Here is a 25,434-nt window from a genome sequence, read left to right on the forward strand (position 1 = left end):
TAGAGATTGAAGCATGAGATAGGTGTTTTCCCCAGTCTTTGTTTCAACGACGCCAGAATGCCGGTGACAGCAAAGCCATGAAACTCAGTATCTCGAGCCGCCCCAACAGCATGCCCAGAGTACACACCCAGATCTGGAAATCCGTCAACACCGTGTAGTTGGATGATGGGCCAACCGCGCCCAACCCCGGCCCCGTGCAGTGCACGCTGGCCAGCACGGCAGAGAACGCGGTCAGAGGGTCGAGATCGGTCAGCAGCAGCACCATGCTCAGCACAATGACGGTGGCACCGTAAACCAGCATGTAGGCCAGCACCGAAAAAATCATCGGGTTATCTACCACCGCATCGCCCAGCCGCACCGGCTGCACGGCTCGCGGGTGCACCAGACGTGTCATCTCACGCCTGGCCTGCTTGACCAGAATCAGCATGCGCACCATCTTGATGCCGCCTCCGGTCGATCCCGCACTGGTGGCCACCCCCGACAGCAGCAACAGCAAAACAGGAATGAACACCGGCCAGGACAGATAGTCCGTGGTGGAAAAGCCCGTGGTCGTGGCTACCGAGACGGTGTGGAACATGCCGTTGCGCAAGGCATCGAGCGGGCCATAGACACCCTTGATCCAGAGCAGCAGCGCCACCAGCAGACCCGATCCCACCAGCACGCCCATCGTGGCGCGCATTTCGGGGTCGCGCATGAAGCTATCGATGCGCCCCTTGCGCATGGCCACGAAGTACAGCGCAAAGTTGCAACTGGCCAACAACATGAACAGCAAGGCTGCAGCCTCCAGCAGCGGCGAGTTGAAATAGGCGAAGCTGGCATCGTGCGACGACAGTCCACCCAGACTCACCGTGGCGAACATATGCATCAGCGCATCCAGCGGCTGCATGCCACAGACCCAGAAGGTCAGAAAACAGCCAATGGAAAACAGCGCATATACACCCCACAGGCCTTTGGCTGTCTCGGTAATACGGGGCGTGAGCTTGGTGTCCTTGACGGGGCCTGCGGCTTCCGCTCTGAAAAGCTGAGCGCCACCGACACCGAGCAGAGGCAGCACGGCCACGGCCAGAATCAGAATCCCCATGCCCCCCATCCACTGCAGGAAGGTGCGCCAGACGTTGATAGAAACCGGCAGTTGGTCCAGACCGCTGAGCACCGTGGCCCCGGTTGTCGTCAGGCCCGACACGGCCTCAAAGTAGGCATGGGTAAGGCTGATGGAGATGCCCACCCGGTTCAGCCCCATCATCAGCGGCACCATGGCGCATAGCGGCAGCACCACCCAGACCAAGGTCACCAGAATCACGCCATGACGCGCTTGCAGATCCTGCTTGTGACGGTGCAGCCCCCCCCACAGCAGCAGGCCCACGCCGACCGTCAGTCCGATCGACCATGGATAGATGCGCCAGATGCCGTCCTGCGTGAACCAGGAGATGCCAAAGGGCAGCAGCATGGCGCCGGCAAACATGATCATCAGCATGCCCAGCACACGCAGGACAGGGAGCAGGTCTTTCATGAGCTCAGCTTAGAAAAAGGTGGCACTGACGCGGAACAGGTTTTCCACGTTGCGCACCAGTCGCTTGTTGGGCAGGAAGAACACCACATGGTCGCCGGATTCAATCACGGTATGGCTGCGCGGAATGATGACCTCGGCCTCCTGTGCCGCGCCTGCCACTTCCTCGCAGGTCTTGCCTTCCGGAATACCGCGAACGATGAGACCGATATGAACTTCCTCGGGCAGGCGCAGCTCTTCCACCTTACGCCCCACCACACGCGAGCTTTTGCGGTCGCCGCGCGCCACGATCTCCAGTGCCTCGGCAACGCCGCGGCGCAGGCTGTGCACGGCTTGCACATCGCCGCGGCGCACGTAGGCCAGGAACTCGCCCAGCATGGCTTGCGCAGGCGATAGCGCAATATCGATCTGCGTGCCGTGCATCAGGTCGGCATAGGCACGGCGATTGATCAGCGACAGAACGCGGCGCGCGCCCATGCGCTTGGCCAGCAGGCTGGACATGATGTTGTCCTCGTCATCGTCCGTCAGCGCCAGGAACAGATCCACCTCTTCGATGCCCTCTTCCTCCAGCAAGGCCTCATCGGTGGCATCGCCTTCCAGCACCAGCACCTCGGCAGGCAGCACCGACGACAGGCCCAGGCATTGCTGGGCATTGGACTCGATGATCTTGACGTGAAAGCGCCCGGGCGTCTGCGCCAGCTTCTTGGCAAGTCGCAGGCTGACCTGACCGCCGCCCGCAATCATGATGCGGAACACCGGCCGGCTCGGGCGACCTTCCGGCAGGTTGATGACCTTGAGCGCCTCGGACACATGCTCGGTCGCAGCCAGCATGAAGACCTCATCGCCGGGTTCTATGCGCGTAGCCCCGTCGCAGCGCACAAACCGGTCGGGTTCATCCATGAAGCGTCGATAGATGGCCACGATGCGCATGGCCAGCTCCGGCATGCGCTCACGCACCTGGGCAATCTGCAGGCCCACGGCAGGCGCACCGGCGCGTGCTCGTACCGAGGCCAGTGCGGCCCGACCGCCCGCAAAGGCACGCACCTGCATGGCCTCCGGGTACTCGATGAGCTTGCGGATGTAATGGGTGACCGATTCCTCGGGACAGATGATGCGATCGACCGCAAAACCCTCCTTGCCCAGCACCGGGTCGTCCACTGCAAAGCTGGACGAGCGCACCCGTGCAATGCGGGTCGGAATCTCGAACACCGTCTGGGCAATCTTGCAGCACACCAGGTTCGTTTCGTCCATGGAGGCACAGGCAATCAGCAGGTCGGTATCCTTGGCGCCCGCTTCAGCCAGCACCTGGGGATCGATGCCGTTGCCGACCACGCCGCGCAGGTCGAAGCGAGACTCCAGCTCGCGCAATGCTCGCGCATCCGTGTCGATGACGGTGATTCCGTTTTGCTCGGATACCAGACTTTCGGCCACACTCTGGCCTACGCGCCCGGCACCCAGAATAATGATTTTCATGGTGTTATGGAAAGGGATCCAAGCTGCGGCATTGAGTCATATCCGGAAAAAGTCCGCGCCTGCGGCTTCTGCGGCAGACGAACTTCAGGAACGGACTTCGCCGTCGCCCAAGACCACGTATTTGAGCGAAGTCAGGCCCTCGATGCCCACCGGCCCACGCGCATGGAACTTGTCGGTGCTGATGCCGATCTCGGCGCCCAGTCCGAACTCGAAGCCATCGGCAAAGCGGGTGCTGGTATTGACCATGACGCTGGCCGAATCGACCTCGCGCAGGAATTTCTGTGCGTGCAGGTGATTGGTCGTCAGAATCGACTCCGTATGGTGGCTGGAGTACTTGTTGATGTGGGCGATGGCCTCGTCCACGCCGTCCACCAGCTTCACGCTGATGATGGGAGCCAGATATTCCTCGTACCAGTCCTGCTCCACCGCCTGGGCCAGCTTGGCATCCTTGACGGTCTGCAAAATGGCCAGTGCCTCGGCATCGCAACGCATCTCCACCCCCTTGGCCGCATAGACGGCACCGATTCTGGGCAGGAAGTCTGCAGCCACGGCACGTGCCACCAGCAGGCTTTCGCTGGCGTTGCAGGGGCTGTACTTGTTGGTCTTGGCGTTGTCGGCCACCTTCACGGCCATGGCGATGTCGCAGGGATCATCCACATAGGTGTGGCAATTGCCATCCAGATGCTTGATGACGGGCACCTTGGCCTCGCGGCTGATACGCTCGATCAGGCCCTTGCCGCCACGGGGGATGATGACGTCCACATAGTCGGGCATGGCGATGAGCTGGCCCACGGCGTCACGGTCGGTGGTCTCCACCAGCTTGACGCCGTCTTCAGGCAGGCCTGCCTCGGCCAGCGCCTGGGCCACCAGCCTGGCCAGCGCCTTGTTGGAGTCAATCGCCTCCGAGCCGCCGCGCAAGATGCAGGCGTTGCCGCTCTTGATCGAGAGGCTGGCCGCTTCGATGGTCACATTCGGGCGGCTTTCATAAATCATGCCGAACACGCCCAGGGGCACACGCATCTGGCCCACGCGAATACCGCTGGGCATTTGCTTGAGGCCGCTGATCTCGCCAATCACATCGGGCATGGCAGCCAGTTGCTCGCAACCTTCTGCACAGGTCTCCAGCACCTTGGGCGTCAGACGCAGTCTGTCGACCATGGGGGCCGACAGACCATTGGCCACGGCACGCTCCAGATCGCGGGCATTGTCGATCTGCAGCGGCTCGACGTTCTCGCGCAGCAGACGGGCCAGCGCCTTGAGTGCTTTGTTTTTAGTAGCTGCAGACGCACGCGCCATCAGTGCAGAGGCGGCTTTTGCCTGTACACCGAGGTTGTGCATGTATTCGACGGTATTGAGCGCGTTCATAGCGTGATTTTCGCCGAGATAAGCAAGTTGCGCAGACAAGCCCGACCATGAGGGGGTTTATGGCCCTGCTGACACCTACACTCGGCCTCTGAATCACAAGGAGACTTATGAGCCACAACACCACAGCGCTGCAGGAAAGCGCCCGCCAGCTCCAGCAGCTGCGCAGCGGATTCGAGCAGCTTGCCCATTCGCAGATCAGCGCCAGCGCCCTAGGCCAGCAGGTACGCGCCGCGACCACACTGCTTGAGGCACTGCCGCCACGCTATGGTGAGGTGCTGCTCAATCTGCTGGACCGGCTCGAATCCAGCGCGCTGTTCACCGAGGAAAGCTGCTCCTTCAGCCAGAAGGACCTGCTGGACAACCTCCGCGCCTGGGCGGACAAGGCGCAGATACAACTGGAGAAGGTGCACTGAGCCGAGCACAACGCCAAAAACCGACTCAGCTCTAGCGCGAGGGACACTGAGGAAGGGCCTGCGCCGGCCGCGCCGCAACAAAGGTGTCGTACCCCTCCCGAAAAGAGAGGGGAGATGGCGCGTTGCGCCTCAGGGGGTGTTCCCTATTGTCGCCAGCTGCATGGCCAGCTGATGCAGGGCCTGCCAGCTGTCGCGTGGCCAGCCCGCGCTGGGCAGGCCTTTGACAATGCCGTCCACGGCATGGGCAGCCTGCAGCAGCTCGGCTGCGCGTGCATCGCTGACACGTGGGAGCAGCCGCTCCATCAGCCTCTCCTTGGGGCCCCAGATGCGGTTTTCGCGCAGCGCCATGGGCAGAGGCTTGCCGCCCGCCATGGCATCCTTCACGCGCTTGATGTTGCGAATGTCCTCGGCCAGCGCCCAATGCACCAGCACCTCGGCCTCGCCTTCGGCCTGCAGGCCGTCGAGCATGCGCATGCTGCGCGCCACCTGCCCCGAGAGTACGGCCTCGGACAGCTTGAACACGTCATAGCGTGCCACATTGAGCACCGCCTGCTCCACCTGTGCCAGGCTCAGCTCGCCCTCGGGGTGCAGCAGGGCCAGCTTCTGGATTTCCTGGTGCGCGGCCAGCAGATTGCCTTCCACGCGGTCGGCAAAGAACTGCAGCGTGCGCTGGCCCTCTTCACCTGCGGCCACACGCTGGTTCTGCAGCGCCAGCCGCTGGGCAATCCAGTGCGGCAGCGCGCCACGCTCCACCGGGTCGACCTGGATGGAGACGCCATTGCCGTCCAGCGCCGCAAACCAGGCCCCGGTCTTGGTGGCCTTGTCCAGGCGCGGCAGACTGATCAGGGTCAGCGTGCTGTCGTTGCCCTGGGCGCTGCTGGCCAGCTGCTGCAGCGCAGCACTGCCATCCTTGCCGGGTTTGCCGCTAGGAATGCGAATTTCCAGAATCTGCTTATCCGCAAACAGGCTCAGGCTGCCGCCGGCCGCCAGCACGCCACTCCAGTCAAAGTGAGCGCCCATGACGGTATAGCTGCTGCGCTCGGTATAGCCCTGAGCACGCGCCGCTGCACGAATCGCGTCGGCCGCTTCCTGCTGCTGCAAGGGCTCGTCGCCATGCAGCACATAGAGCGAGCGCAAGCCCTTGGCCAGATGGGAGAGAAGCTGATTCAGCGCAAGCTGCATGGAGAAGAATTTTCTATAAAAAGCATCTGAAACGCCCTGAGATCAAGCGTCAGAAGCTATCAAATTTACCGAACCAGCACTGACAACTCGCAGGCCCGGGTGGAGCCGCTCAGCAACTCAGAGAGGGTTCAAGACACTTGCATGCTCTTGACTGCGGCCAGACGGCGAATGATCTGCTGCACGATGTCGTTGCGCATATCCTTGTTCAGCATTTCTTCTTCTACTGCCTTGGACAAGGCGTTGGTTTCGTTATAGGTCACGTTGCGGATCTGGCGAATCTCGACCGGCTCGATCAGCTCATCGCCGCCGGGGGTACGCAGCGAGAAGCGCACTATCAGGCGCAGCTCGATTTCACGCACCTGACCGGCCACGTTGGAGCCGATGATCACGCGCTGGGCCTGCTCGCTGATGATCTGGCAGATCACTTCGGCGGTATCGGGCGAAGCCGGGTCCTTGACCACGCTCAGTTGGTCGCTGCTCGATTCCAGACTGCGACGCAGCAAAGTGCCCACGGGCGCACCGCGCCCCGCCTGCACATAGATGGAGCGAAACACAAAATTAGGCGCTCCGCGCAGGCGAAAGCCGCAAGCCCCCAGCAAAGGCGTCAAGGCCATGGCGGCCAGCAGCGTACGTTTTTGCATCAACTGTCCTTTTATCTTCAACCCGAGCAGCGAATTCGCCGCCCTGCTGCGAGCACCGCCTCTTGCGCCAGGGATAGCAAGCAAGGGCAGCCCCGCAGCGAGGCTATCGTCCCCCTGGGGGGAAGGCGCGAAGCGCCTCAGGGGGAGTCATTTACACAACAATATTCACCAGGCGGCCCGGCACCACGATGATCTTCTTGGGTGCACGGCCTTCGGCAAACTTCTGGTACTCCTCATTGGCCAGCGCGGCCGCCTCGATGGCAGCCTTGTCGGCGGTGGCGGACACCAGGATCGCACCGCGCAGCTTGCCGTTGACCTGCAGCACCAGCGAGATCTCGTCCTGCACCAGGGCCTTGGGATCGACCTGCGGCCAGGGAGCATCGAGCAGATCGCCCAGGTGGTTGGCATAGCCCAGCTCGCTCCACAGCACATGCGCCAGGTGGGGGGTTGCAGGGTAGAGCACGCGCAGCAGAATGCCGAAGCCTTCGATCAGCGCCACCTTGGCACCGGCGTCATCCAGGGCCTTGAAGTCTTCCAGCGCATTGATCATCTTCATCGCGCCGGAAACCACGGTGTTGTACTGCATGCGCGAGTAGTCGTACTCGACCTGCTTGAGAACGTTGTGGATTTCCAGACGCAGGGCCTTGGCTGCCTTGCCGAATTCCACATCGTCCAGCGACTTGGCACCGGCCACGCCCTGCACGGCGGAAGCCATGTCCATGGCTGTCAGCTTGCTGCCGAAGTTGTAGACGCGGCGCAGGAAACGATAGCTGCCTTCCACGGCGGCGTCGTTCCACTCCAGCGTCAGCTCGGGGGGCGAGGTGAACATGGTGTACAGACGTGCGGTGTCGGCGCCGTACTTCTCGATCAGGTCCTGAGGGTCCACGCCGTTGTTCTTGGACTTGGACATGGTGCCTACGCCCTCGTAGTCGATGGCGGTGCCCACGGGCAGCAGGCCGTCGGCGCTGTCCACTTCGATCTTCAGCTTGGCGCCGATGATCTTGCCGGACTCGTCGAACACATGCTCCACATCCTTGGGCCAGAAGTATTCCTTGGCGCCCTTGGCCGTGCGACGGCTGTAGATATGGTTGAGCACCATGCCCTGGGTCAGCAGCTTGGTGAAGGGCTCGTCGATCTTGACCAGACCCAGGTCGCGCATGACCTTGGTCCAGAAGCGCGCATACAGCAGGTGCAGGATGGCGTGCTCCACGCCGCCGATGTACTGGTCCATGGGCATCCAGTAATCGGCGCCGTCGGCCACCATCTGCTCGCTGTTCTTGGCGTCGCAGTAGCGCATGAAGTACCAGGACGAATCCACAAAGGTGTCCATGGTGTCGGTTTCACGGCGGGCAGGCTTGCCGCAGCAGGGGCAGACCACGCCGGCATGGAAGGCCTCGGACTTGACCAGCGGATTGCCGGAGCCATCGGGCACCAGATCCTGGGGCAGGACCACGGGCAGGTCCTTCTCGGGCACGGGCTGAGGACCGCAATCGACGCAATGAATGATGGGAATGGGGGTGCCCCAGTAGCGCTGACGGCTGATGCCCCAGTCGCGCAGACGCCAGGTCGTCTTGAGCTCGCCCAGGCCCTTGTCGCCCACAATCTTGGCCACGGCCTGCACCGCATCCTTGTGGTTCAGGCCGTCGAGGTCGCCGGAGTTGATCAGTACGCCGCGCTCCTTGTCGCCATACCAGTCGCTCCACTGCTTGTCGTCATAAGCGGCCTGGCCTTCCACGGCGACCACCTGCTTGATGGGCAGACCGTACTTGTTGGCAAAGGCGAAGTCGCGCTCGTCGTGGGCGGGAACACCCATCACGGCGCCGTCGCCATAGCTCATCAGCACATAGTTGCCGATCCAGACTTCGACCTGCGCGCCGGTGATGGGGTGGGTGACGAACAGGCCCGTGGGCTTGCCTTCCTTTTCCTTGACGGCCAGCTCGGCCTCGGTCGTACCGCCCTTTTTGCACTCCTCGATGAAGGCTGCCAGCTCGGGGCTGGCGGCCGCAGCGTGCAGCGCCAGCGGGTGCTCGGGGGCAACCGCGCAGAAGGTCACGCCCATGATGGTGTCGGCACGCGTGGTGAAGACATACATCTTGCCATCGCCAATCAGTTCGCCTGCAGCGTTCTTGACCTCATGCGTGAACGCAAAGCGCACGCCGGCGGACTTGCCGATCCAGTTCTCCTGCATCAGGCGCACCTTGTCGGGCCAGCCATTCAATGTGGCCTTCTCGTTGCCGACCTGCACATGGTCCAGCAGCTCCTGCGCGTAATGGGTGATGCCCAGGTAGTAGCCTGGAATCTCGCGCTTTTCCACCAGCGCGCCGGTACGCCAGCCGCGGCCGTCGATGACCTGCTCGTTGGCCAGCACGGTCTGATCCACCGGGTCCCAGTTCACCACCTGCGTCTTGCGGTAGGCAATGCCTTTTTCCAGCATCTTGAGGAACAGCCACTGGTTCCACTTGTAGTACTCGGGGTCACAGGTGGCGACCTCGCGGCTCCAGTCGATGGCCAGGCCCATGGCCTGCATCTGCTTCTTCATGTACGCGATGTTCTCGTACGTCCACTTGGCAGGCGGCACCTTGTTCTTCAGCGCAGCGTTCTCAGCTGGCAGGCCGAAGGCATCCCAGCCCATGGGCATGAGGACGTTGTAGCCCTTCATGCGCAGCTGGCGCGTGAGCATGTCGTTGATGGTGTAGTTGCGCACATGGCCCATGTGCAGCTTGCCGCTGGGGTAGGGCAGCATGGAGCAGGCGTAGTACTTGGGCTTGCTGCCGTCTTCACTGACGCGGTAGGCGTCCTTGGCTTGCCAGTGGTCCTGCGCGGCGCGCTCGACCTCGATGTGGTTGAATTTTTCTTGCATGGTGCAGTGCAGTGGCCGCCAGCCCCACTTGGGACCCGGCAAGGTAGAAATCTGAAATCAGCAGGGATTTTAGGCTGCCCGACCGCTTGCGCCGTTTTAGCCCTGCATGACCGCAGAACCCGCTGCGCCATCCCTGCGGCCTTCCTGCACGCCACGCTGGGAAATACGGCTTTGCGTAAGCTAGTGGTTGTTCACAAATTGCTGAACTTTTTGCACGGCTGGCAATCTGACTGGCCTGTTTCCGTGCCCGACGCCATCGCCTGCCTTCTGCCCGAAGTTGCCAGACTTGCGCTCCTGCCCCGGTCCATTCTTCTGAGGAGCTGCTCTTGCTTTCCCGCTGGTCTTTTGTTTCTGACTGGAACCCCGCCATGCAAATGCTGGCCTCGCTCTGCGTCCTGGCCCTGACCGCCCTCGTGGCCGGCTGGCTGACCCAGTGGCTGGGGCTCAAGGTCTTTCGCCGTATGCGCGACACCCTCAGGACAGGCTGGGCCCAGATCCTCATGCACGACAAGGTGCTGCGCCGCCTGGCCAAGGTCGCGCCCTCGCTGATCGTGCAATTCGGCGTGCAGGGCGTACCCCATCTGGAGCCGCGCTGGACCACGCTGATCACCAATGTGGCGGTGGCCTTCACGCTCTACCACCTGGCGCGGGCGCTGTGCGATCTGCTCAACGCCATGAACGAGGCCCATGAACGCGACGAGGCACGCAAGGCCGCCGTTCAGACCCACTCCATCAAAAGCTATGTGCAGCTGGGCAAGCTGCTGGTCTGCAGCTTTGCCGTGGTGCTCATCGTGGCCACGCTGATGGACCGCTCGCCGCTGCTGCTGCTCTCGGGCCTGGGCGCCATGTCGGCCGTGCTGATGCTGGTCTTCAAGGACACCATCCTCTCCTTTGTCGCGGGCGTTCAGCTCGGCAGCAACGACATGCTGCGCGTGGGCGATTGGATAGAGATGCCCCAGGTCGGCGCCGACGGCTTTGTGACCGATATCGCGCTCAATACCGTCAAAGTGCAGAACTGGGACAAGACCATCACCACCATTCCCACCTGGCGGTTGATGACGGACAGCTTCAAGAACTGGCGCGGCATGTTCGACTCGGGCGGACGGCGCATCATGCGCTCGCTGAACCTGGATGCCAACACCGTGCATCTGCTCTCGCCCGAGGAACGCGCAGGCATGGGCCATATCGCACTGCTGCAACCCTACTGGAGCGAGCGCGACGGCCTGCAGGCCATGCCCGGCGCGGCCGAGGCCGCCATGCCAACCCAGGCCATCGCTGCACACCAGGTGACGAATCTGGCTGCCTTCAAGGCCTATGCCTACGCCTATCTGATGGGCCATCCGCGCATTGGCAAAGGCCCGGGCATGTTCCTCATGGTGCGCACCATGGAGACATCGCCCACGGGACTGCCGCTGCAGCTGTTCTGCTACACCAACACCACCGTCTGGGTGGAGTACGAAGGCATACAGGGCGAAATCTTCGACCATCTGATCGGCGTGCTGCCGCAGTTCGGGCTGACGCTGTACCAGCGCTCGTCGGACTACGGCACCCACTATCCGCCCGCCCGCCCCGATGTAGTAGCCCGTTAATACCTACAGCGCGCCCTGACTGCCCACAATGGCCTGACCCAACCACAAGGAGACAGACCATGGCAGGCAAGAAGATTTTGATGATTTGCGGCGACTACTGCGAGGACTATGAAACCATGGTCCCGTTCCAGGCACTGCTGGCCGTGGGCCATACCGTGCACGCGGTCTGCCCGGACAAAAAGGCCGGCGACCAGATCAAGACCGCCATCCACGACTTTGAAGGCGCACAGACCTATAGCGAAAAGCCCGGCCACAACTTCACGCTCAACGCCACGTTTGCCGATGTAAAGCCCGAGCAGTACGACGCGCTGGTCATCCCCGGCGGCCGCGGCCCCGAGTATCTGCGCGGCTATGAAAGCGTGCGCGCGGCCGTACGTCACTTCTTCGACACCAACAAGCCCGTGGCCGCCGTCTGCCACGGCGCGCAGTTGCTGGCCGGGGCCGGCGTGCTCAAGGGCCGCACCTGCTCGGCCTACCCCGCCTGCCGCGCCGAGGTGGAACTGGCCGGAGGCAGCTATGCCGATATTCCCGTCGACCAGGCCCATACCGAAGGCAATCTGGTCAGCGCCCCGGCCTGGCCTGCCCATCCGGCCTGGATCGCCCAGTTTCTCGCGCTGCTGGGCACGAAGATTTCACACTGAAATCGGCCTCCAGCGCTTTCCCATCAAGCGCAGAAAGCTATCAATTCAAGAGTTCTCCTCTTGACGCCGCAGTCACCGGGCCACACCATGGCCCGGTTTTGTTTTGGAGAGTCGCGCCATGTGCCAGGTCTTTATCAGCGCCGATCCCCAGCTCTGGGCCCACCGGGCCCGCTCCATCCGGCTGCATGGAGTGGCGACCAGCATCCGGCTGGAAAACCTGTTCTGGCAGGTCCTCGAAGAGATTGCCACGCGAGACGGCTATACCGTGCCCCAGCTCTGCACCAAGCTCTACGACGAACTGCTGGCCGAGCGCGGAGCGGTGGACAACTTCAGCTCTTTTCTGCGCGTGTGCAGCACCCGCTACCTGGCGCTGCAGCTGTCGGGCGAGATTCCGCAGGACATGGGCATACCGATCCGCTCGCTGGGCAATGCCTCGTCACTCAAGTCCTCCAGCCCGCAACTCACGCACTGAGGCTCAGCGCAGATACACGGCCTCGAGTCGCAGCAGCACACGCCCCTCGGCATCGCTGAGCACCAGTTTCTGCCCCTGCACGGCGTAGCTGCTGACCTGGGCCAGGGTTGCCACCAGCAGTTGCTCCCGGCGCATGCCCTGCACACAGGCCATGCGGGTGCCGCCCACGACCGAAAAACGCAGCCAGCGCCCGTCCAGGCCGTAGCTGCCGCGCAGGCGATTGCAGCCGCCCGCGCCATGAAAACGGCCGCTGCCGGTCTCCAGCACCAGATGTGGCTCGGGCTGGTTGTCATAGACACTGACATGCGGGCCGTCACCCAGCTGCACCAGCTTCCAGTAGGTATCGAGCAGCGGTGCCGGCACGGCGGCCATGGCTTCGCCCTCGGACGCTTCGGGCGCTGCATCCGTAGCGCCGACTGCCAGGCTCCCCAACATCAAGAGTGCGCTCAGTGCCGGACGAAGAAAGGTGCGCAGGCTCGGGAAAGCAGTCATCACAAACACCTTTGCGGCCTTCAACGCGTACAGAAAAAACGCTTGCAGCTCATTTTTCAGGAGTCTCAGACACTTGCGCAAGCATCTGTTCACCGCGCACAAAGCTGCAGGCCACCGCATTGGTACAGCGCCAGATGGCCTGCCCCGCCAGTGGCCCGCGCTGCATCAGCAACTTGCGCAGCGGCCATTCGCATTGCGGGCAGACCGGCACAGCATCGACCCGCCCGGGCCGCACCGGCTCTGCAGCCTCTGCCGCAGTGTCAACCAACCTGGCAGGAGCCGCAACGGCTGGCCGGGTGGGCTGAGCCTGCGCCGACAGATCCCTCTCGACTGCGGCCGAAGGCGGCGCCGGCATGACAGGCTCCAGCAGAATATCCACGGTCTCGGGCGCGGGCGGCTTGACCAGCTGGGCTGCGGCTTCCGCTACCGGCTCCAGCCTGGGTTTGCGCGCCTTGCTGGCCGCCTGCAACTGCCGGACATGTGCCACATGCCGCCTGTCGGTGGCACGGCCGGGCTGCAGCCGCAGTTCTTCAAGCTTGTCCAGCAGCGCCTGCATTTGCTCGGGGCTCCACACAGGCTGGGCAAAGCTCTGGATATGGCCGACAAAACCAAGGCCGCGCGTGACGTGAGCCGGCATCTCGGTCTTGAATTCGCAGTCGCCCACAAAGGCGATCACCGAGTGCAGATGCTCGGGCGCAATGTCCAGCAGCGACTGCAATGTCTTGATGTGCTTGTAGTTCTGGCGCAGCGGGTTCTGGAAGCGGCTGCGTTTCCTGAAAATCTGCTGCGTCCATTCACGCTGCTTTTCAGTGCCGAAAATCCAGCCCTGGAAGTTCTTGGTTTCCAGCACGAACAGGCCATAGGGCGAGAAGATCAGATGGTCGATCTGCGTGCTGCCGCCATCCGCCGTGGGCAGGGTAACGTTGTGCATGTCCACATAAATCAGCGGATTGAGCCGTCGGCGGATCGCTGCCTGCACGGCCCGCTCGCCACGCCAGCCCTTGAAGCGCGGCGAGCGCAGCACGCCCACCAGCACCGCGAATGCCAGCGCCAGCCCCAGATAAACAAAGAGGCCCTGAAAGGCCACTGAAAAGATCTGATCCATCGCGAGTCTCATTCAACGCAAGCAGCAAAAACTGGCGTGCCCCAAGGCAAGGGACAGCGAGCAATGCCTGGGCGGCCCCCGCCACCGCGCAGCGAAGCTGTCGTCCCCCTCCCATAGCGCGAAGCGCGTAGAGAGAGGGGGAAGGCGCAAGCGCCTCAGGGGGAGCCTTCAATTCAACGCCATGCTCAGCTTGCGGCGATAGCTGTTGACCAGCGCCGTCGCCTCGTCCTGCTCGGCGCTGCTCTTGCCCAGCAGCTCGATGCCGCCACTGGTCTTGCCGGGCACGGCGTCCTGCTTCTTGGGCTTGGGCGGGGTCAGCAGCTCCAGCACGCCGACGATGAGCTTGCGCGCCGCCTGCTCGTTCCAGGTCTTGTCGCGCATGATGATTTCCAGCAGTTCGTCCATGGCGTCGGTCCACTGGCTGTGTGCCAGCAGGGCGCGCGCCCGGCCAAAGCGGGCGTCGAAGTCGCGCTTGTTGGCGGCGATGGCGGCATCATATTTGGCCAGGTCAGCATTGTCGTCCTGCACCGCGAACTCCAGCGCCTTGAGCCACTGGTTCAGCGCTTCGAAGCGCAGCGGCTGGGGAATGCGCTTGATGGGCTCGGCCAGCAGGGCCGCAGCTTCCTCGAAGCTGCCGGTGGCGATCAGCAGGCGCACATAGTCAAAGCGCGCATCGTCGTTGGCCGGGTCGGCCGCCAGCGCATCGGCCAGCTTCTGCAGCGCCGCCTGGGTGTCGCCGGACTCCAGCAGGGCCTGGGCTTCGTCGGCATCGGCCTCGGCCGTCAGTTCGCCTTCGGAGGGCAGATGCTTGTCCAGGAACTCGCGCAGCTTGCCTTCGGGCTGGGCGCCCATGAAGCCGTCCACGGGCTTGCCGCCGATCATCAGCACGCAGGTCGGGATGGATCGAATGCCGAACATGCTGGCCAGCTGCTGCTCCTGATCGGAGTCGATCTTGACCAGTTTGAAGCGACCTTCATAAGCGACTTCCAGCTTCTCCAGCACCGGGCCCAGCGTCTTGCAGGGGCCGCACCAGGGCGCCCAGAAGTCCACCAGCACGGGCACGGCCATGGAGGCGGCTACGACTTCGGCTTCAAAATTCTCGAGGGTGACGTCAATCATGTGATTCCCAATGCTGCTTGTGCGCTGCCACGCGGGCAGCGGCGCTGAAAAGTCTGCGAACCGGCCACTCCAGCAGAGTGCCCACCGCACGATGCTGCGATTCTCCACGCAAATGCGCGAGCGCAAGCCATAGACCAGAACGGAGCGGGTCTTTGCTACTCAGATGGGAGCAGCTTGCGCATGTTTCAAGGTCGATTCAAGGTGTTTTATGTCGACAATCAATGAACGGCATGCGCAAGCAGCTACGGTTTAAAGAGTGACCGCCACCACGGTGCCTCACGCCCCTGGGCTATATTGTTCGCGAACCAAGGAGCGCAGACTTGATTGAAGTTTCACAACTGGTGTTTGAATATCCGGGCCACCGCGCCCTTGACGGCGTGAGCCTGTCCATCGCTGCGGGCAGCGTGACGGCACTCGTCGGCCCCAACGGCGCCGGCAAATCCACACTGATGCGCTGCATTGCCGGACTGGAGCAGCCGCTGTCTGGCCATATCCGCGTCAAAGGCCTGTCGGTCGAGGAACAGCCGCGCGAGGTGCACCGCCACCTGGGCTATCTATCGGACTTCTATGGCCTGTACGACCGACTCAGCGTGATGCGCTGCCTGCAGTACTCGGCCCTGTCCATGGGCGTTGCACCCGGTGACGTGGATGCCCGCGTACGGCAGGTGGCCGCCCAGCTGGGCCTGACGGAGCTGCTGCACCGCCACCCGACCGAGCTCTCGCGCGGCCAGCGCCAGCGCGTGGCGATCGGCCAGGCCATCGTCCACCAGCCCGGCGTACTGCTGCTCGACGAGCCGGCCAGCGGCCTGGATCCCGATGCGCGCAGCAGCCTCTCCACGCTGTTTCGCCAGCTTCAGGCCCAGGGCATGACGCTGATCGTCTCCAGCCACATCCTCAGCGAGCTGGACGAGTACTGCACCCATATCCTGAGCATCCGCGACGGTCGCATCGAAAGCCATGAGGCACTGCAGAACGCCCACGGCCCGGGCCAGCCCGCCGCAGTGGGTCAGCAGCCCCAGCTCTATGCGCTGGAAGTGGCCATGGAGCAAAGCGAAGGCCTTGAGGCCCGCCTGCGTCAGGCACTGCTGAGCACTTCGGTGCAGGACTTCGACACCACGGGCCGCCGCCCGATCCAGCTCTGGCTGCCGGCCGCCGCCAATGCTCGCGCCCAATGGCTGGCCCAGCTGGTGCAGGCCGGCATTCCGGTCGCCGCACTGTACCCGGTGCGCGAGCGGCTGCAGGACCGCTATGCCCGCACGGCTCAGGCCCGCGATACCGAAAGTCAGGAGCAAGCATGAGCCAACGCAATCCCGAATTCCAGCGCCAGCTCTGGCTGAACTGGCGCCCCTCGCTGCTGGCCTGGAGCCTGGGCCTGAGCCTGCTCATCCTGGCCCTGCCCTTCGCCCTGTCCTCTGCCAAGGGGCTGCCCGGCATGCTGAGCATGACCGCCATCGCCGGCCTGTACCTGGCCGCCATCATCTATGGCAGCGTGCTGGCCGGGCGCAGCCTGGCCGAGGAAGCCAGCCAGAACACCTGGGACTGGCAACGCCTGTCCGTGCTCACGCCCTGGCAGATGGCCTGGGGCAAGCTGCTGGGCGCCACCTTGCCTGCCTGGCTCTATGTGCTGTGGTTTGCGCTGGCCGTGGCGGGTGTGAGCCACTTCTGGGCGCTGGAGCCCCTGAAGCTGCAGCACACGATTGGCCTGGCCGTGATCTGGGGCCTGGGTCTGCAGACCTGGGCCATGAATTCCGTGCTCATGAGCTGGGGACTGAGGGACAGGCCCATCAATCGCCGGCGCGCGGCACTGCTGCCTTTGCTGATCCTGTTCTTCGCACCCGGCCCCTTTATCGACCATGTCTACAAAGGCATGATGGACGTCGACGTCGAGCCCGTCTTCTGGTGGGGCCTGAATGTGGGCGGCCTGGGCCTTGCCTATCTGGCCGGAACCCTGGTGCTGGGCCTGGGGCTGCTGGCCCTGTGGCGCCAGCTGTGCACCCGGCTCGATGTACGCACGCTGCCCTGGGCCTGGCCTCTGGGCCTGGCACTGGCGGGATTCTTCGCCGCCGGCTCGCTCAATCTGGGCATTGCCGAATTTTTCAGCAGCACCGCCTGGATCGCGCTGATCGGCACCGCCTATGTCGCCCTGCAGCATATGGACCAGCATCTGCGCGCCTGGCGCCAGGTGCAATGGTCGGCCAGCCGCCAGCGCTGGCGCGAGGCGCTGGAGGCGCTGCCGCTGTGGCCGGTCAGCCTGCTGCTGGGCTTTGCCATGGCCTTGCTGCTGCTGTTCGCCCCCCAGTCACTTGAGGCGGCCATCAGCGGCAAGCTCAACAGCTTTACCTTCTATCTGTGCCTGCATCTGCTGCGCGACTGCCTGCTGCTGACCGGCTTTGCCCTGCTGGCGGGCAGACTCAAGTCCCCCCTGGCCTCGTTTGTCGTCACCTGGCTGATCCTCAACATCGCCGCACCGCTGCTGGCCTATGGCATGGGCGGCCATACGGGCGCCATGTTTGTTCAGCCCGTGGTGGCCATGTGGATGAGCTCGCCGGACGACATAGAACAAGTCGGCGCCTGGGTCAGCTATGTGCCCTGGGCTTCTCTGAGCCTGCAGATCCTGGTCACGCTGGCCTGGGTCATCCATGTCTTCAGGGACCGCGTGCTGGGCTTTGCACGCGATAACGCGGCGGCCCACATCCGGGGGTCATAGTTGCTTTGCCCGGACGGCTATGCCCCACAGTCGGCCGGCAATGCAGCGAAACCGTAAAATCAGGGGTTCCACTAGGCCGGGCGGCAGCGCCCTGAAGAACATGAACCCCATCCAAGTTGGCGTGGTCATGGGTTCCAGCAGCGACTGGGACACCATGCAACACGCAGTTGCCATCCTCCAGCAATTCGGTATCGCTTTTGAAGCACAGGTCGTATCGGCCCACCGCATGCCGGACGACATGTTCCGCTTCGCCGAAGCTGCGGCCGACCGAGGCCTCAAGGCCATCATTGCCGGCGCCGGCGGTGCTGCCCACCTGCCCGGCATGATTGCCGCCAAGACCACCGTGCCGGTGCTGGGCGTGCCTGTGGCCAGCCGTCACCTGCAGGGTGTGGATTCGCTGCATTCCATCGTGCAGATGCCCAAGGGCGTGCCCGTGGCCACCTTTGCCATCGGCAATGCCGGTGCGGCCAATGCGGCCCTGTTTGCCGTGGCCCTGCTGGCCAATGAAGATGCCGAGCTGCGCAAAAAGCTCGAAGCCTTCCGCGCCGAGCAGACCGAAGCGGCCCGCAATATGACGCTGCCGGTGAACGCATGAGCAAAGACACCGATGTGATCCTGCCCGGCGCGACGCTGGGCGTGCTGGGCGGCGGTCAGCTGGGCCGCATGTTCGCCCATGCCGCTCAGGCCATGGGCTATTTCACCGCCGTGCTGGACAAGGACGAGACCAGCCCCGCCGGTCTGGTCAGCCACCAGCATGTGCGCACCGGCTACGAAGACGCCAAGGGCCTGGCCGAGCTGGCCGGACTCTGCGCGGCCGTGACCACCGAATTCGAAAACGTGCCCGCCGGCTCGCTGAACAAGCTGGCCGAGAGCCTGCCCGTATCGCCCGCCGGCTCGGCCGTGGCGATCGCCCAGGACCGCGCTGCCGAAAAAGCCCACTTCGTGAAGTGCGGCGTGCCCTGCGCCCCCTACGCAGTGATCGAGACGGCCGAGCAGCTGGCGGCCGTCAACGACGCACTGCTGCCCGGCATCCTCAAGACCGCACGCATGGGCTATGACGGCAAGGGCCAGATCCGCGTCAAGACCCGCGACGAGCTGATCAAGGCCTGGGACGAGCTCAAGCAGGTGGCCTGCGTGCTCGAAAAAATGCTGCCGCTGGCGCATGAATGCTCGGTCATCGTGGCCCGCGGCCGCAATGGCGACATCGTCAACCTGCCCGTGCAGCGCAATCTGCATCGCGACGGCATTCTGGCCGTGACCGAGGTCTACGAAGGCAACGTGCCCGCAGCGCAGGCAGAGCAAGCGATTGCCGCCGCAAAATCCGTAGCTATCGGCCTCGACTACGTGGGCGTGCTCTGCGTCGAATTCTTTGTGCTGGACAACGGTCAGCTGGTGGTCAACGAGATTGCCCCGCGCCCGCACAACAGCGGCCACTACAGCCAGAACGCGATGGATGTGTCGCAGTTCGAGCTGCAAGTGCGCTGCATGACCAATTTGCCCCTGGTGCAGCCGCGCCAGCACAGCGCCACCGTCATGCTCAACCTGCTGGGCGATCTGTGGTTCAGGAACGGCGACAGTGCGCAGGCTCCGGCCTGGGACCAGGTCCTGGCACTGCCAGGCGCCCACCTGCATCTGTACGGCAAGGTCGATGCCAAGCCGGCCCGCAAGATGGGCCACTTGAACATCACCGCGGCCAGCCCCGAAAAAGCGCGCGAAACCGCTTTGAAGGCGGCCGAGATCCTGGGCATTGAAGCGTTCTGATAACACCCCCTGAGCGGCTTTGCCTAGGCGGCCCCGCCGCTTCCCCCTAGCCGGGCGCCCCTCTCTCGCTACGCGGGAGGGGGACGACGCCCTGAGCGTAAGGGGCGGCCCTTGCTCGGCGTCCTTCGCTGATGCTCTGCAAGCGCAAAAGCACCGCACATACGGCGGCGCAGTGCATGAAAGAGGAATTGAAATGATCTTGGATGGAATGCTGGAAGCCTCGGTGCAAGCCGCTGCGGTTGCGCTGCAGCAAGGCCGGCTGCTGGGCCTGCCCACCGAGACGGTCTACGGCCTGGCCGCGGACAGCGACAACGACGCCGCCGTGGCGCAGATCTTTGCCGCCAAGGGCCGCCCGGCCAACCATCCGCTGATCGTGCATGTGGCCGACGCCGCCGCCATCACCCGCTATGCCAGGGAAGTACCGGTCTTTGCCCAGCAACTGATCGATGCATTCTGGCCCGGCCCGCTGACCCTGATCCTGCCGCGCCTGCCGCATGCCGCCAGGGCATCGACCGGCGGCCAGGACAGCGTGGGTCTGCGCTGCCCCTCGCACCCTGTGGCCCATGCGGTGCTGCAGGCCTGCCAGCAGCTCGATCCGCCGGTCTGGGGCGTCTCGGCCCCCAGCGCCAACAAGTTCGGCCGCGTCAGCCCCACCACGGCCGAACATGTGGCCACCGAGTTTGGCGAAGAACTGCTGGTGCTCGATGGCGGTGCCTGCGAAGTGGGCATTGAATCCACCATCGTCGACTGCACGCGGGGCGTGCCCGTGCTGCTGCGCCCCGGCGCCATCACACGTGACGATATCGAGCGTGCCTGCGGCCTGCGGCCGCTCTCGAAAGAAGAGCTGACTGCGGATACCCCACGTGCCTCGGGAACGCTCTTGGCGCATTACGCGCCCAACGCCAAGGTGCGGCTCATGGATGCCAGGCAGCTGCAATCGGCGCTGGACATCCTGGGCAGGGATGGCAGGAATATTGCCATCTATCACCGCAGCCCCCTCAATGTCACAACGGCCCAGCTGCTGCTGCGCCGCATGTCCGACGAGCCGCGCGACGTGGCCCGCGAGCTGTTTGGCATGCTGCGCAATTTCGACGACTGGGGCGCCAAGCTGATCTGGATCGAAACCCCGCCCGACACCGCCGACTGGGAAGGTGTGCGCGACCGCCTGCAGCGTGCGGCGGCTGCGGGCTGAGCGGCCGCTTAGCTGATTTTCAAGTAAAGATACAAATTTTTATTCGTTTTCTTTATTAGAAACCCTCTCTAACCTTGCTTGCTTCAAAGCAACTTCAAAGGTTAGAACCATGGGAACCCGTCGCGACGCGCTTGGCAAGCTTCTGTCCATCAGTGCTGCATCCCTGGGCTTGGCGGCTTGCTCGCGCTCCGACAACCAGGCCAGCAGCGAAACGACCCGCACGGCACAAAATGGCAAGGTCGTTCCCTTCAACTACCCCGACAATCCCTCTTTCGACCTGATCTATCTGGCCGACAGACTGGGCTACTTCGACGGGACCTCCACCCGCCCCAACTACGTGGGCAAGATTGCCGCCCCCCAGATCATTCCGCTGGTCGGCACGGGCGACATCCATTTCGGCTCGCGCATGGTGCCGCTGGTGATTTCGGCCATTGCGGCCGGGGCCGACATGAAGGTGATTGCCGCCGGCAGCAAGACGCTGCAGGAGGCGCCGCATATGAAGTACTTCGTGCGCAAGGATTCGGGTATCCGCACGCCCAGGGATCTGGAAGGCAAGACCATAGGCTTCAACAGCTTCGGCGCCTGCGCCGAGTTTGTCTCCAAGACCTATTTCCGCGAGCACGGCGCCGATGTCAACAAGATCAACTTCCTGGTCGTTCCCGACAACCAGGGCGAACAGGCCGTGATCGGCCGCAATGTGGATCTGGCCATCATCCACCCACCCCATTCCGGCGGTGCCGAGGCCAACCCCGAGCTGCAGCGCCTGTGGACCGACTACGACCTGGACCGCGGCCTGGGCGGCATGGCTCCCTACAGCGTCAATGGCAAGTTTGCGCGCGAGAACCCACAGGCCGTGCGCGATGTGGTCACCGCCATCGCCAAGGCCGGCAACTGGGTCAACGCCAACACCGACGAAGCGCGCCGCTACACGGCCGAGCGTCTGGGCATGGAGCTCAGGCATGTGGAGCGCTATGCCTATGTGGACGACCAGGTCATCACCGAGCCGCCCATCCAGTACTACATCGACGTGCTGGAGCGTGAAGGCAAGCTGCAGCCGGGCAAGGTGGCAGTCAAGGATGTGTACACCAACGAGTTCAACCCCTTTGCCAAGGGAGCAGCGACATGAGCACGGCCCGCTCCGCCATCAAGATCCGGGCACGCGATGTGCGCATGGACTTCGCGATTGCCGACGAGCACGGCCGCAAGCAGCAGATCGCCGCCCTGGAGGACTTCAATCTCGATATCCGTGAAGGCGAGTTCTTCACCCTCCTCGGGCCCTCGGGCTGCGGCAAGTCCACGTTTCTCAACGTGCTCGCCGGGCTGGCGCGCAAGACCGGCGGCAGCATCAGCATCGACGGCCAGCCGGCCAGCGGCATCAACCGCGAGCAGGGCGTGGTGTTCCAGGGCTATGCGCTGTTTCCGTGGCGCAGCGTGCTGGAGAACATCGAGGTCGGGCTGGAGATCCGCAAGATTCCCAAACGCGAGCGCCGGGAGACTGCCGAGCAGTTTCTGCACCTGGTGGGCCTGGCCGGCTTCGGCCAGCGCTACCCGCACGAACTCTCGGGCGGCATGCGTCAGCGCGTGGCCATCGCCCGCTCCCTGGCCTATTCGCCCAGCCTGCTGCTGATGGACGAACCGTTTGCCGCCCTGGATGCCCAGACACGCGAAATCCTGCAGTCCGAGCTGCTGCGCATCTGGGAACAGCGCAAGACCACCATCGTCTTCATCACCCACAGCCTCGATGAAGCCATCTACCTGTCGGACCGCATCGCCGTCATGACGCACCGCCCCGGTCGCATCAAATCCGTTCTGGACATAGCACTGCCGCGTCCGCGCCCCGCCGAGATACGCCACGCCCCGGCCTTTGTGCAGCTGCGCGAACAGGCCTGGGATGTGCTGCGCGACGAAGTCGCCTTTGCCAGCGGCCACCGCCAGCAACCGCTGGCACCGCTGCTGCCCACCGCCCCTGATTTCAGCCTGGCCTTGCGAGGATTTGCCATATGAGCCAACTGGCCGCCTCCCCATCCCGGCGCCCCGGCAAGCCGGTATCGCTGCCTTCCTCCCGGCAACTCGGGCTCCAGTGGCTGGAGCGCTCGGCCTGCGTGCTGCTGTTCTTTGGCATCTGGGAATTCCTGCCGCGCGCGGGACTGGTCAATTCGGCCTTTCTCAGCCCACCATCCGCAGTTCTGGCGGCCATCGTCCAGCTGGCGCAGAGCGGCCAGTTGGGCAAGCATGTGGCGGCCAGCCTGCAGCGCTCGCTGGCAGGGCTGATTCTGGCCGTCGTGGCAGGCGTGGCGCTGGGCCTGCTGATGGGCGTGGTGCGCCGCTTCGAGGCCTTTGTCGACCCCTTGCTGCAGCTGTTCCGTCAGGTCTCTGCCCTGGCGCTGTTTCCGGTCTTTCTGCTGTTCTTCGGCATCGGCGAGGCCTCCAAGATCGCCATCATCTTCTGGGCCGCCTTCTGGCCGGTGCTGCTCAACTCCATCAGCGGCGTCAAGCAGGTGGAAAAGCTGCTGATTCATTCGGCGCTGTCCATGGGGGCCTCGCGCGGCTTCATCTTCTTCAAGGTCATCCTGCCGGCGGCAGCACCGTCCATCTTCACCGGCATCCGGCTGGCGGGCGCCTATTCCATCACCGCGCTGGTCGCCGCCGAGATGATCGGCTCGCATGCAGGCCTGGGCTTTCTCACGCTGAACTCCCAGGAGATCTTCCAGATCCCCAGCATGTACGCCGGCATCGTGCTGCTGGCCGTTCTGGGCCTGGCTCTCAACTATGGGCTGGCCTTGCTGGAAAAGCGCCTGACGCGCTGGCGCAGCGGACTGGAATTTCATGAGTAGCGCCACGCAATCCTGGCTGCGTCTGGTCCTGGCCGGCACTGCGCTGGCAGCCGCTGCCGCCGGCGCTGGCGTGCTGTGGCCGGCACTGCCGGATCTCGGCGGCACGGAGGCTGCAGGCCCGGTGCTGCAGCAGGCCCGGCGCCAGGGCATGCTCCATGTGGCCCTGCGCAGCTACGCACGCCCCTCCCTGCCCGGCGCACCCCTGCCGCCAGAGCCCGATGTCTACGACCTGGCCCTGGCGGACTGGCTGGGCCGGCAACTGGGCACCAGCGTCAGAATCACCCCCGCAAGCGATGCCGACCTGGTGCTCGAAGGCGTGGCGTCACAGGACGGCCCGGTCGCTGCCGATCGACAGACCGGCGGCAGCTATATGCCGCAGAGCCTGCAACTGCTGGTGCTCAAGCAGCAGGCCTCCCTCTGGAGCCGCCATGCTCCCGGTCACTGGAGCTCCTGGCTGCCGCATGTGAGGCAGAAGGCCGCCCCTGGACCAACGGCCTGCGTCGCCATCGGTCAGGCCTCTGCCAGCACCTTGCAGGCCCAGGGCCTGCAGCCTCTTTTCGCGCCCTCCAGCATTCATGCGGTCAGCGATTTCCTGGCCGGCAAATGCCATGTTCTGGCCGAGTCGCCCGATGTCATCACGCGCCTGCTGCAACAGGACAGCTGGCGCTTCTACACCCGTCTCGGCAACCGCTTTCGCACCACGGATCAGGCCCATATCCGTCTGGCCAGGGCCGATGCGCAGTCGGCCCGCTGGCTGCAGCAGGCTGTCCAGCAGTGGCAGCGCAGCGGCCTGCTGCAACGCGCGCAGGACAACCGCGTCAGCACGATTGCGCTGGAAGCTTCCTTGCTGGAAGACGGAGCCATCTGCCACTGAGCGTCCGCCTCTTTTCCGCTACCCACCTTCTTCACCATGTTCTCCAGTCACTTCAACGATGTACTAGTCGCCCTGGAAAAAACCGCCGTCGCACGCGACCGCCAGGGCGGCCATGCGGCAGCGGAAAAAGCCTTGCTGCGCGATGCCGGCCTGCTGCGCCTGGCGATCCCCCGCGAGCATGGCGGCGATGCGCTGAGCTGGCCCGACATCTACCGCCATGTCCGGGCCCTGGCCGCAGTCGACAGCGCCCTGGCCCATGTGCTGGCGTTTCACCAGCTCCAGGTCGCCACCGTGCTGATCTATGGCTCGCGCCAGCAGCAGCGCCTCTGGCTGCGCCGCACCATCGACGAGCACGGCTGGTGGGGCAATGCACTGAACCCGCGCGACACGCGCCTGCAGGCCCTGCCCCGCAGCTCGGAGCCGGCCGGCGGCTATGTGCTCGACGGTCTGAAAGGCTTTTGCTCGGGCACACGCGGCTCTCACTACCTGACGGTATCGGCCAGCGTGGCAGGCCATGCGCAGCCCGTTCTGGGCCTGCTTGAGACCGCCTCGCCCGGCATTGCCGTCAAGGACGACTGGAACCCCATGGGCCAGCGCCAGACCGACAGCGGCTCGGTACAGTTCAATCGCGTCCAGCTTCCCGCCAGCGCCGTCATGCGCGACGAGACTGCCGAAGTCACGGCCTTTCATACGCTGCGCAACTGCCTGGCCCAACTGGTGCTGGTCAACCTGTTTGTCGGCGTGGCCCAGGGCGCACGCCGGCAGGCTCGCGACTATGCGCGCGAACATGGCCGCCCCTGGCTGGGGTCGGCAGTGGAGCGCGCCACCGACGACCCCTATCTGCTGCGCCGCATGGGCGAGATGCAGGCCCAGATTTCGGGAGCCGCCCTGATGGCCGATCACGGCGCAGAGCTGCTGCAAAAAGCCTGGCAGCGCGGCCCTGGGCTGAGCGCAGCGGAACGCGCCGAGGTCGCCATCGCCGTCTTCGAAGCCAAGGCCATGGCGCATCGCTGCACCCTGTTCGCGACCCAGGAAATGTTCGATGTGGTGGGCTCACGCGGCACCCATGCCGACCTCGGCTTCGACCGTTTCTGGCGCAATGTGCGCACCCATACCCTGCACGATCCGCTGGACTACAAGCTACAGGCCCTGGGCCGCTGGGCCGTGCATGGCGAGGAGCCCTCGGCCCAGCACTACAACTGAGCCG

General features: G+C 64.2%; 23 protein-coding genes. 14 read left to right on the top strand and 9 right to left on the bottom strand.

The window, feature by feature from the left end; translation table 11 throughout:
* Positions 1–43: 43 nt before the first annotated feature.
* From F0P97_RS26210 to F0P97_RS26220, 3 genes are all read right to left on the bottom strand, one after another.
* A complete protein-coding gene (locus F0P97_RS26210; RefSeq protein WP_182284942.1) occupies positions 44–1,510 on the bottom strand; it encodes a TrkH family potassium uptake protein in 1,467 nt (488 codons plus the stop codon).
* A gap of 9 nt (positions 1,511–1,519) precedes the next feature.
* Positions 1,520–2,980, bottom strand: coding sequence for a Trk system potassium transporter TrkA (gene trkA, locus F0P97_RS26215; RefSeq protein ID WP_182284943.1), 1,461 nt, complete (start codon positions 2,978–2,980; stop codon positions 1,520–1,522).
* Positions 2,981–3,064: 84 nt separating this feature from the next.
* On the bottom strand, positions 3,065–4,345 hold the full coding sequence (locus F0P97_RS26220; RefSeq protein WP_182284944.1) for a glutamate-5-semialdehyde dehydrogenase: 1,281 nt from the start codon (positions 4,343–4,345) through the stop codon (positions 3,065–3,067).
* A 107-nt stretch (positions 4,346–4,452) separates the two neighbouring features.
* Here F0P97_RS26220 and F0P97_RS26225 point away from each other — a divergent pair, with 107 nt between their 5' ends.
* On the top strand, positions 4,453–4,758 hold the full coding sequence (locus F0P97_RS26225) for a hypothetical protein (protein ID WP_182284945.1): 306 nt from the start codon (positions 4,453–4,455) through the stop codon (positions 4,756–4,758).
* 129 nt (positions 4,759–4,887) lie between these two features.
* Here F0P97_RS26225 and holA read toward each other — a convergent pair whose 3' ends face one another.
* From holA to leuS, 3 genes are all read right to left on the bottom strand, one after another.
* On the bottom strand, positions 4,888–5,940 hold the full coding sequence (gene holA, locus F0P97_RS26230; protein WP_182284946.1) for a DNA polymerase III subunit delta: 1,053 nt from the start codon (positions 5,938–5,940) through the stop codon (positions 4,888–4,890).
* 128 nt (positions 5,941–6,068) lie between these two features.
* A complete protein-coding gene (gene lptE / locus F0P97_RS26235) occupies positions 6,069–6,581 on the bottom strand; it encodes an LPS assembly lipoprotein LptE (RefSeq protein ID WP_182284947.1) in 513 nt (170 codons plus the stop codon).
* Positions 6,582–6,732: 151 nt separating this feature from the next.
* Entirely contained in the window at positions 6,733–9,441 is a 2,709-nt protein-coding gene (gene leuS / locus F0P97_RS26240; RefSeq protein ID WP_182284948.1) for a leucine--tRNA ligase, read from the bottom strand.
* 368 nt (positions 9,442–9,809) lie between these two features.
* Here leuS and F0P97_RS26245 point away from each other — a divergent pair, with 368 nt between their 5' ends.
* From F0P97_RS26245 to F0P97_RS26255, 3 genes are all read left to right on the top strand, one after another.
* A complete protein-coding gene (locus F0P97_RS26245) occupies positions 9,810–11,030 on the top strand; it encodes a mechanosensitive ion channel family protein (RefSeq protein ID WP_182284949.1) in 1,221 nt (406 codons plus the stop codon).
* 59 nt (positions 11,031–11,089) lie between these two features.
* Positions 11,090–11,671 (top strand): DJ-1/PfpI family protein, encoded by a 582-nt coding sequence (locus F0P97_RS26250; RefSeq protein WP_003060496.1) that lies wholly within the window; start codon positions 11,090–11,092, stop codon positions 11,669–11,671.
* A 118-nt stretch (positions 11,672–11,789) separates the two neighbouring features.
* A complete protein-coding gene (locus tag F0P97_RS26255; protein ID WP_182284950.1) occupies positions 11,790–12,143 on the top strand; it encodes a ribbon-helix-helix domain-containing protein in 354 nt (117 codons plus the stop codon).
* A gap of 3 nt (positions 12,144–12,146) precedes the next feature.
* On the opposite strand, the gene F0P97_RS26260 is transcribed toward F0P97_RS26255, so the two are convergent.
* The 3 genes from F0P97_RS26260 to trxA all read right to left on the bottom strand — a co-directional run bounded on the left by F0P97_RS26260 (position 12,147) and on the right by trxA (position 14,859).
* Complete coding sequence (locus tag F0P97_RS26260) at positions 12,147–12,635, bottom strand: META domain-containing protein (protein WP_182284951.1); 489 nt, start codon at positions 12,633–12,635, stop codon at positions 12,147–12,149.
* Between the two features lie 49 nt (positions 12,636–12,684).
* Positions 12,685–13,740 (bottom strand): nuclease-related domain-containing protein, encoded by a 1,056-nt coding sequence (locus tag F0P97_RS26265; RefSeq protein WP_182284952.1) that lies wholly within the window; start codon positions 13,738–13,740, stop codon positions 12,685–12,687.
* A gap of 168 nt (positions 13,741–13,908) precedes the next feature.
* On the bottom strand, positions 13,909–14,859 hold the full coding sequence (gene trxA / locus F0P97_RS26270) for a thioredoxin (protein WP_182284953.1): 951 nt from the start codon (positions 14,857–14,859) through the stop codon (positions 13,909–13,911).
* 320 nt (positions 14,860–15,179) lie between these two features.
* Between trxA and F0P97_RS26275 the strand changes: the two genes are divergently transcribed.
* The 10 genes from F0P97_RS26275 to F0P97_RS26320 all read left to right on the top strand — a co-directional run bounded on the left by F0P97_RS26275 (position 15,180) and on the right by F0P97_RS26320 (position 25,430).
* Positions 15,180–16,157, top strand: a complete 978-nt coding sequence (locus F0P97_RS26275; protein ID WP_182284954.1) for an ABC transporter ATP-binding protein — start codon at positions 15,180–15,182, stop codon at positions 16,155–16,157.
* Complete coding sequence (locus tag F0P97_RS26280) at positions 16,154–17,566, top strand: hypothetical protein (protein WP_182284955.1); 1,413 nt, start codon at positions 16,154–16,156, stop codon at positions 17,564–17,566. Before F0P97_RS26275 ends, F0P97_RS26280 begins: the two co-directional genes overlap by 4 nt.
* 100 nt (positions 17,567–17,666) lie before the next feature.
* Positions 17,667–18,161 (top strand): 5-(carboxyamino)imidazole ribonucleotide mutase, encoded by a 495-nt coding sequence (purE, locus tag F0P97_RS26285; protein WP_003072555.1) that lies wholly within the window; start codon positions 17,667–17,669, stop codon positions 18,159–18,161.
* Complete coding sequence (locus F0P97_RS26290) at positions 18,158–19,327, top strand: 5-(carboxyamino)imidazole ribonucleotide synthase (RefSeq protein WP_182284956.1); 1,170 nt, start codon at positions 18,158–18,160, stop codon at positions 19,325–19,327. The genes purE and F0P97_RS26290 overlap by 4 nt, the downstream gene beginning before the upstream one ends.
* A gap of 193 nt (positions 19,328–19,520) precedes the next feature.
* On the top strand, positions 19,521–20,519 hold the full coding sequence (locus F0P97_RS26295) for an L-threonylcarbamoyladenylate synthase (RefSeq protein ID WP_182284957.1): 999 nt from the start codon (positions 19,521–19,523) through the stop codon (positions 20,517–20,519).
* 109 nt (positions 20,520–20,628) lie between these two features.
* On the top strand, positions 20,629–21,645 hold the full coding sequence (locus F0P97_RS26300; protein WP_182284958.1) for an ABC transporter substrate-binding protein: 1,017 nt from the start codon (positions 20,629–20,631) through the stop codon (positions 21,643–21,645).
* Complete coding sequence (locus F0P97_RS26305; RefSeq protein ID WP_182284959.1) at positions 21,642–22,523, top strand: ABC transporter ATP-binding protein; 882 nt, start codon at positions 21,642–21,644, stop codon at positions 22,521–22,523. The genes F0P97_RS26300 and F0P97_RS26305 overlap by 4 nt, the downstream gene beginning before the upstream one ends.
* Positions 22,520–23,353, top strand: a complete 834-nt coding sequence (locus tag F0P97_RS26310) for an ABC transporter permease (protein WP_182284960.1) — start codon at positions 22,520–22,522, stop codon at positions 23,351–23,353. Before F0P97_RS26305 ends, F0P97_RS26310 begins: the two co-directional genes overlap by 4 nt.
* Positions 23,346–24,227: a hypothetical protein gene (locus F0P97_RS26315; protein ID WP_182284961.1), complete on the top strand. Its 882-nt coding sequence runs from the start codon at positions 23,346–23,348 to the stop codon at positions 24,225–24,227. The genes F0P97_RS26310 and F0P97_RS26315 overlap by 8 nt, the downstream gene beginning before the upstream one ends.
* Before the next feature lie 36 nt (positions 24,228–24,263).
* The gene (locus tag F0P97_RS26320; protein WP_182284962.1) at positions 24,264–25,430 is read left to right on the top strand and encodes an acyl-CoA dehydrogenase family protein; all 1,167 of its coding nucleotides are present in this window, start codon (positions 24,264–24,266) and stop codon (positions 25,428–25,430) included.
* The last annotated feature ends 4 nt before the right edge of the window (positions 25,431–25,434 follow it).

Source organism: Comamonas testosteroni (assembly GCF_014076415.1).
Taxonomy (GTDB): Bacteria; Pseudomonadota; Gammaproteobacteria; order Burkholderiales; family Burkholderiaceae_C; genus Comamonas; species Comamonas testosteroni_F.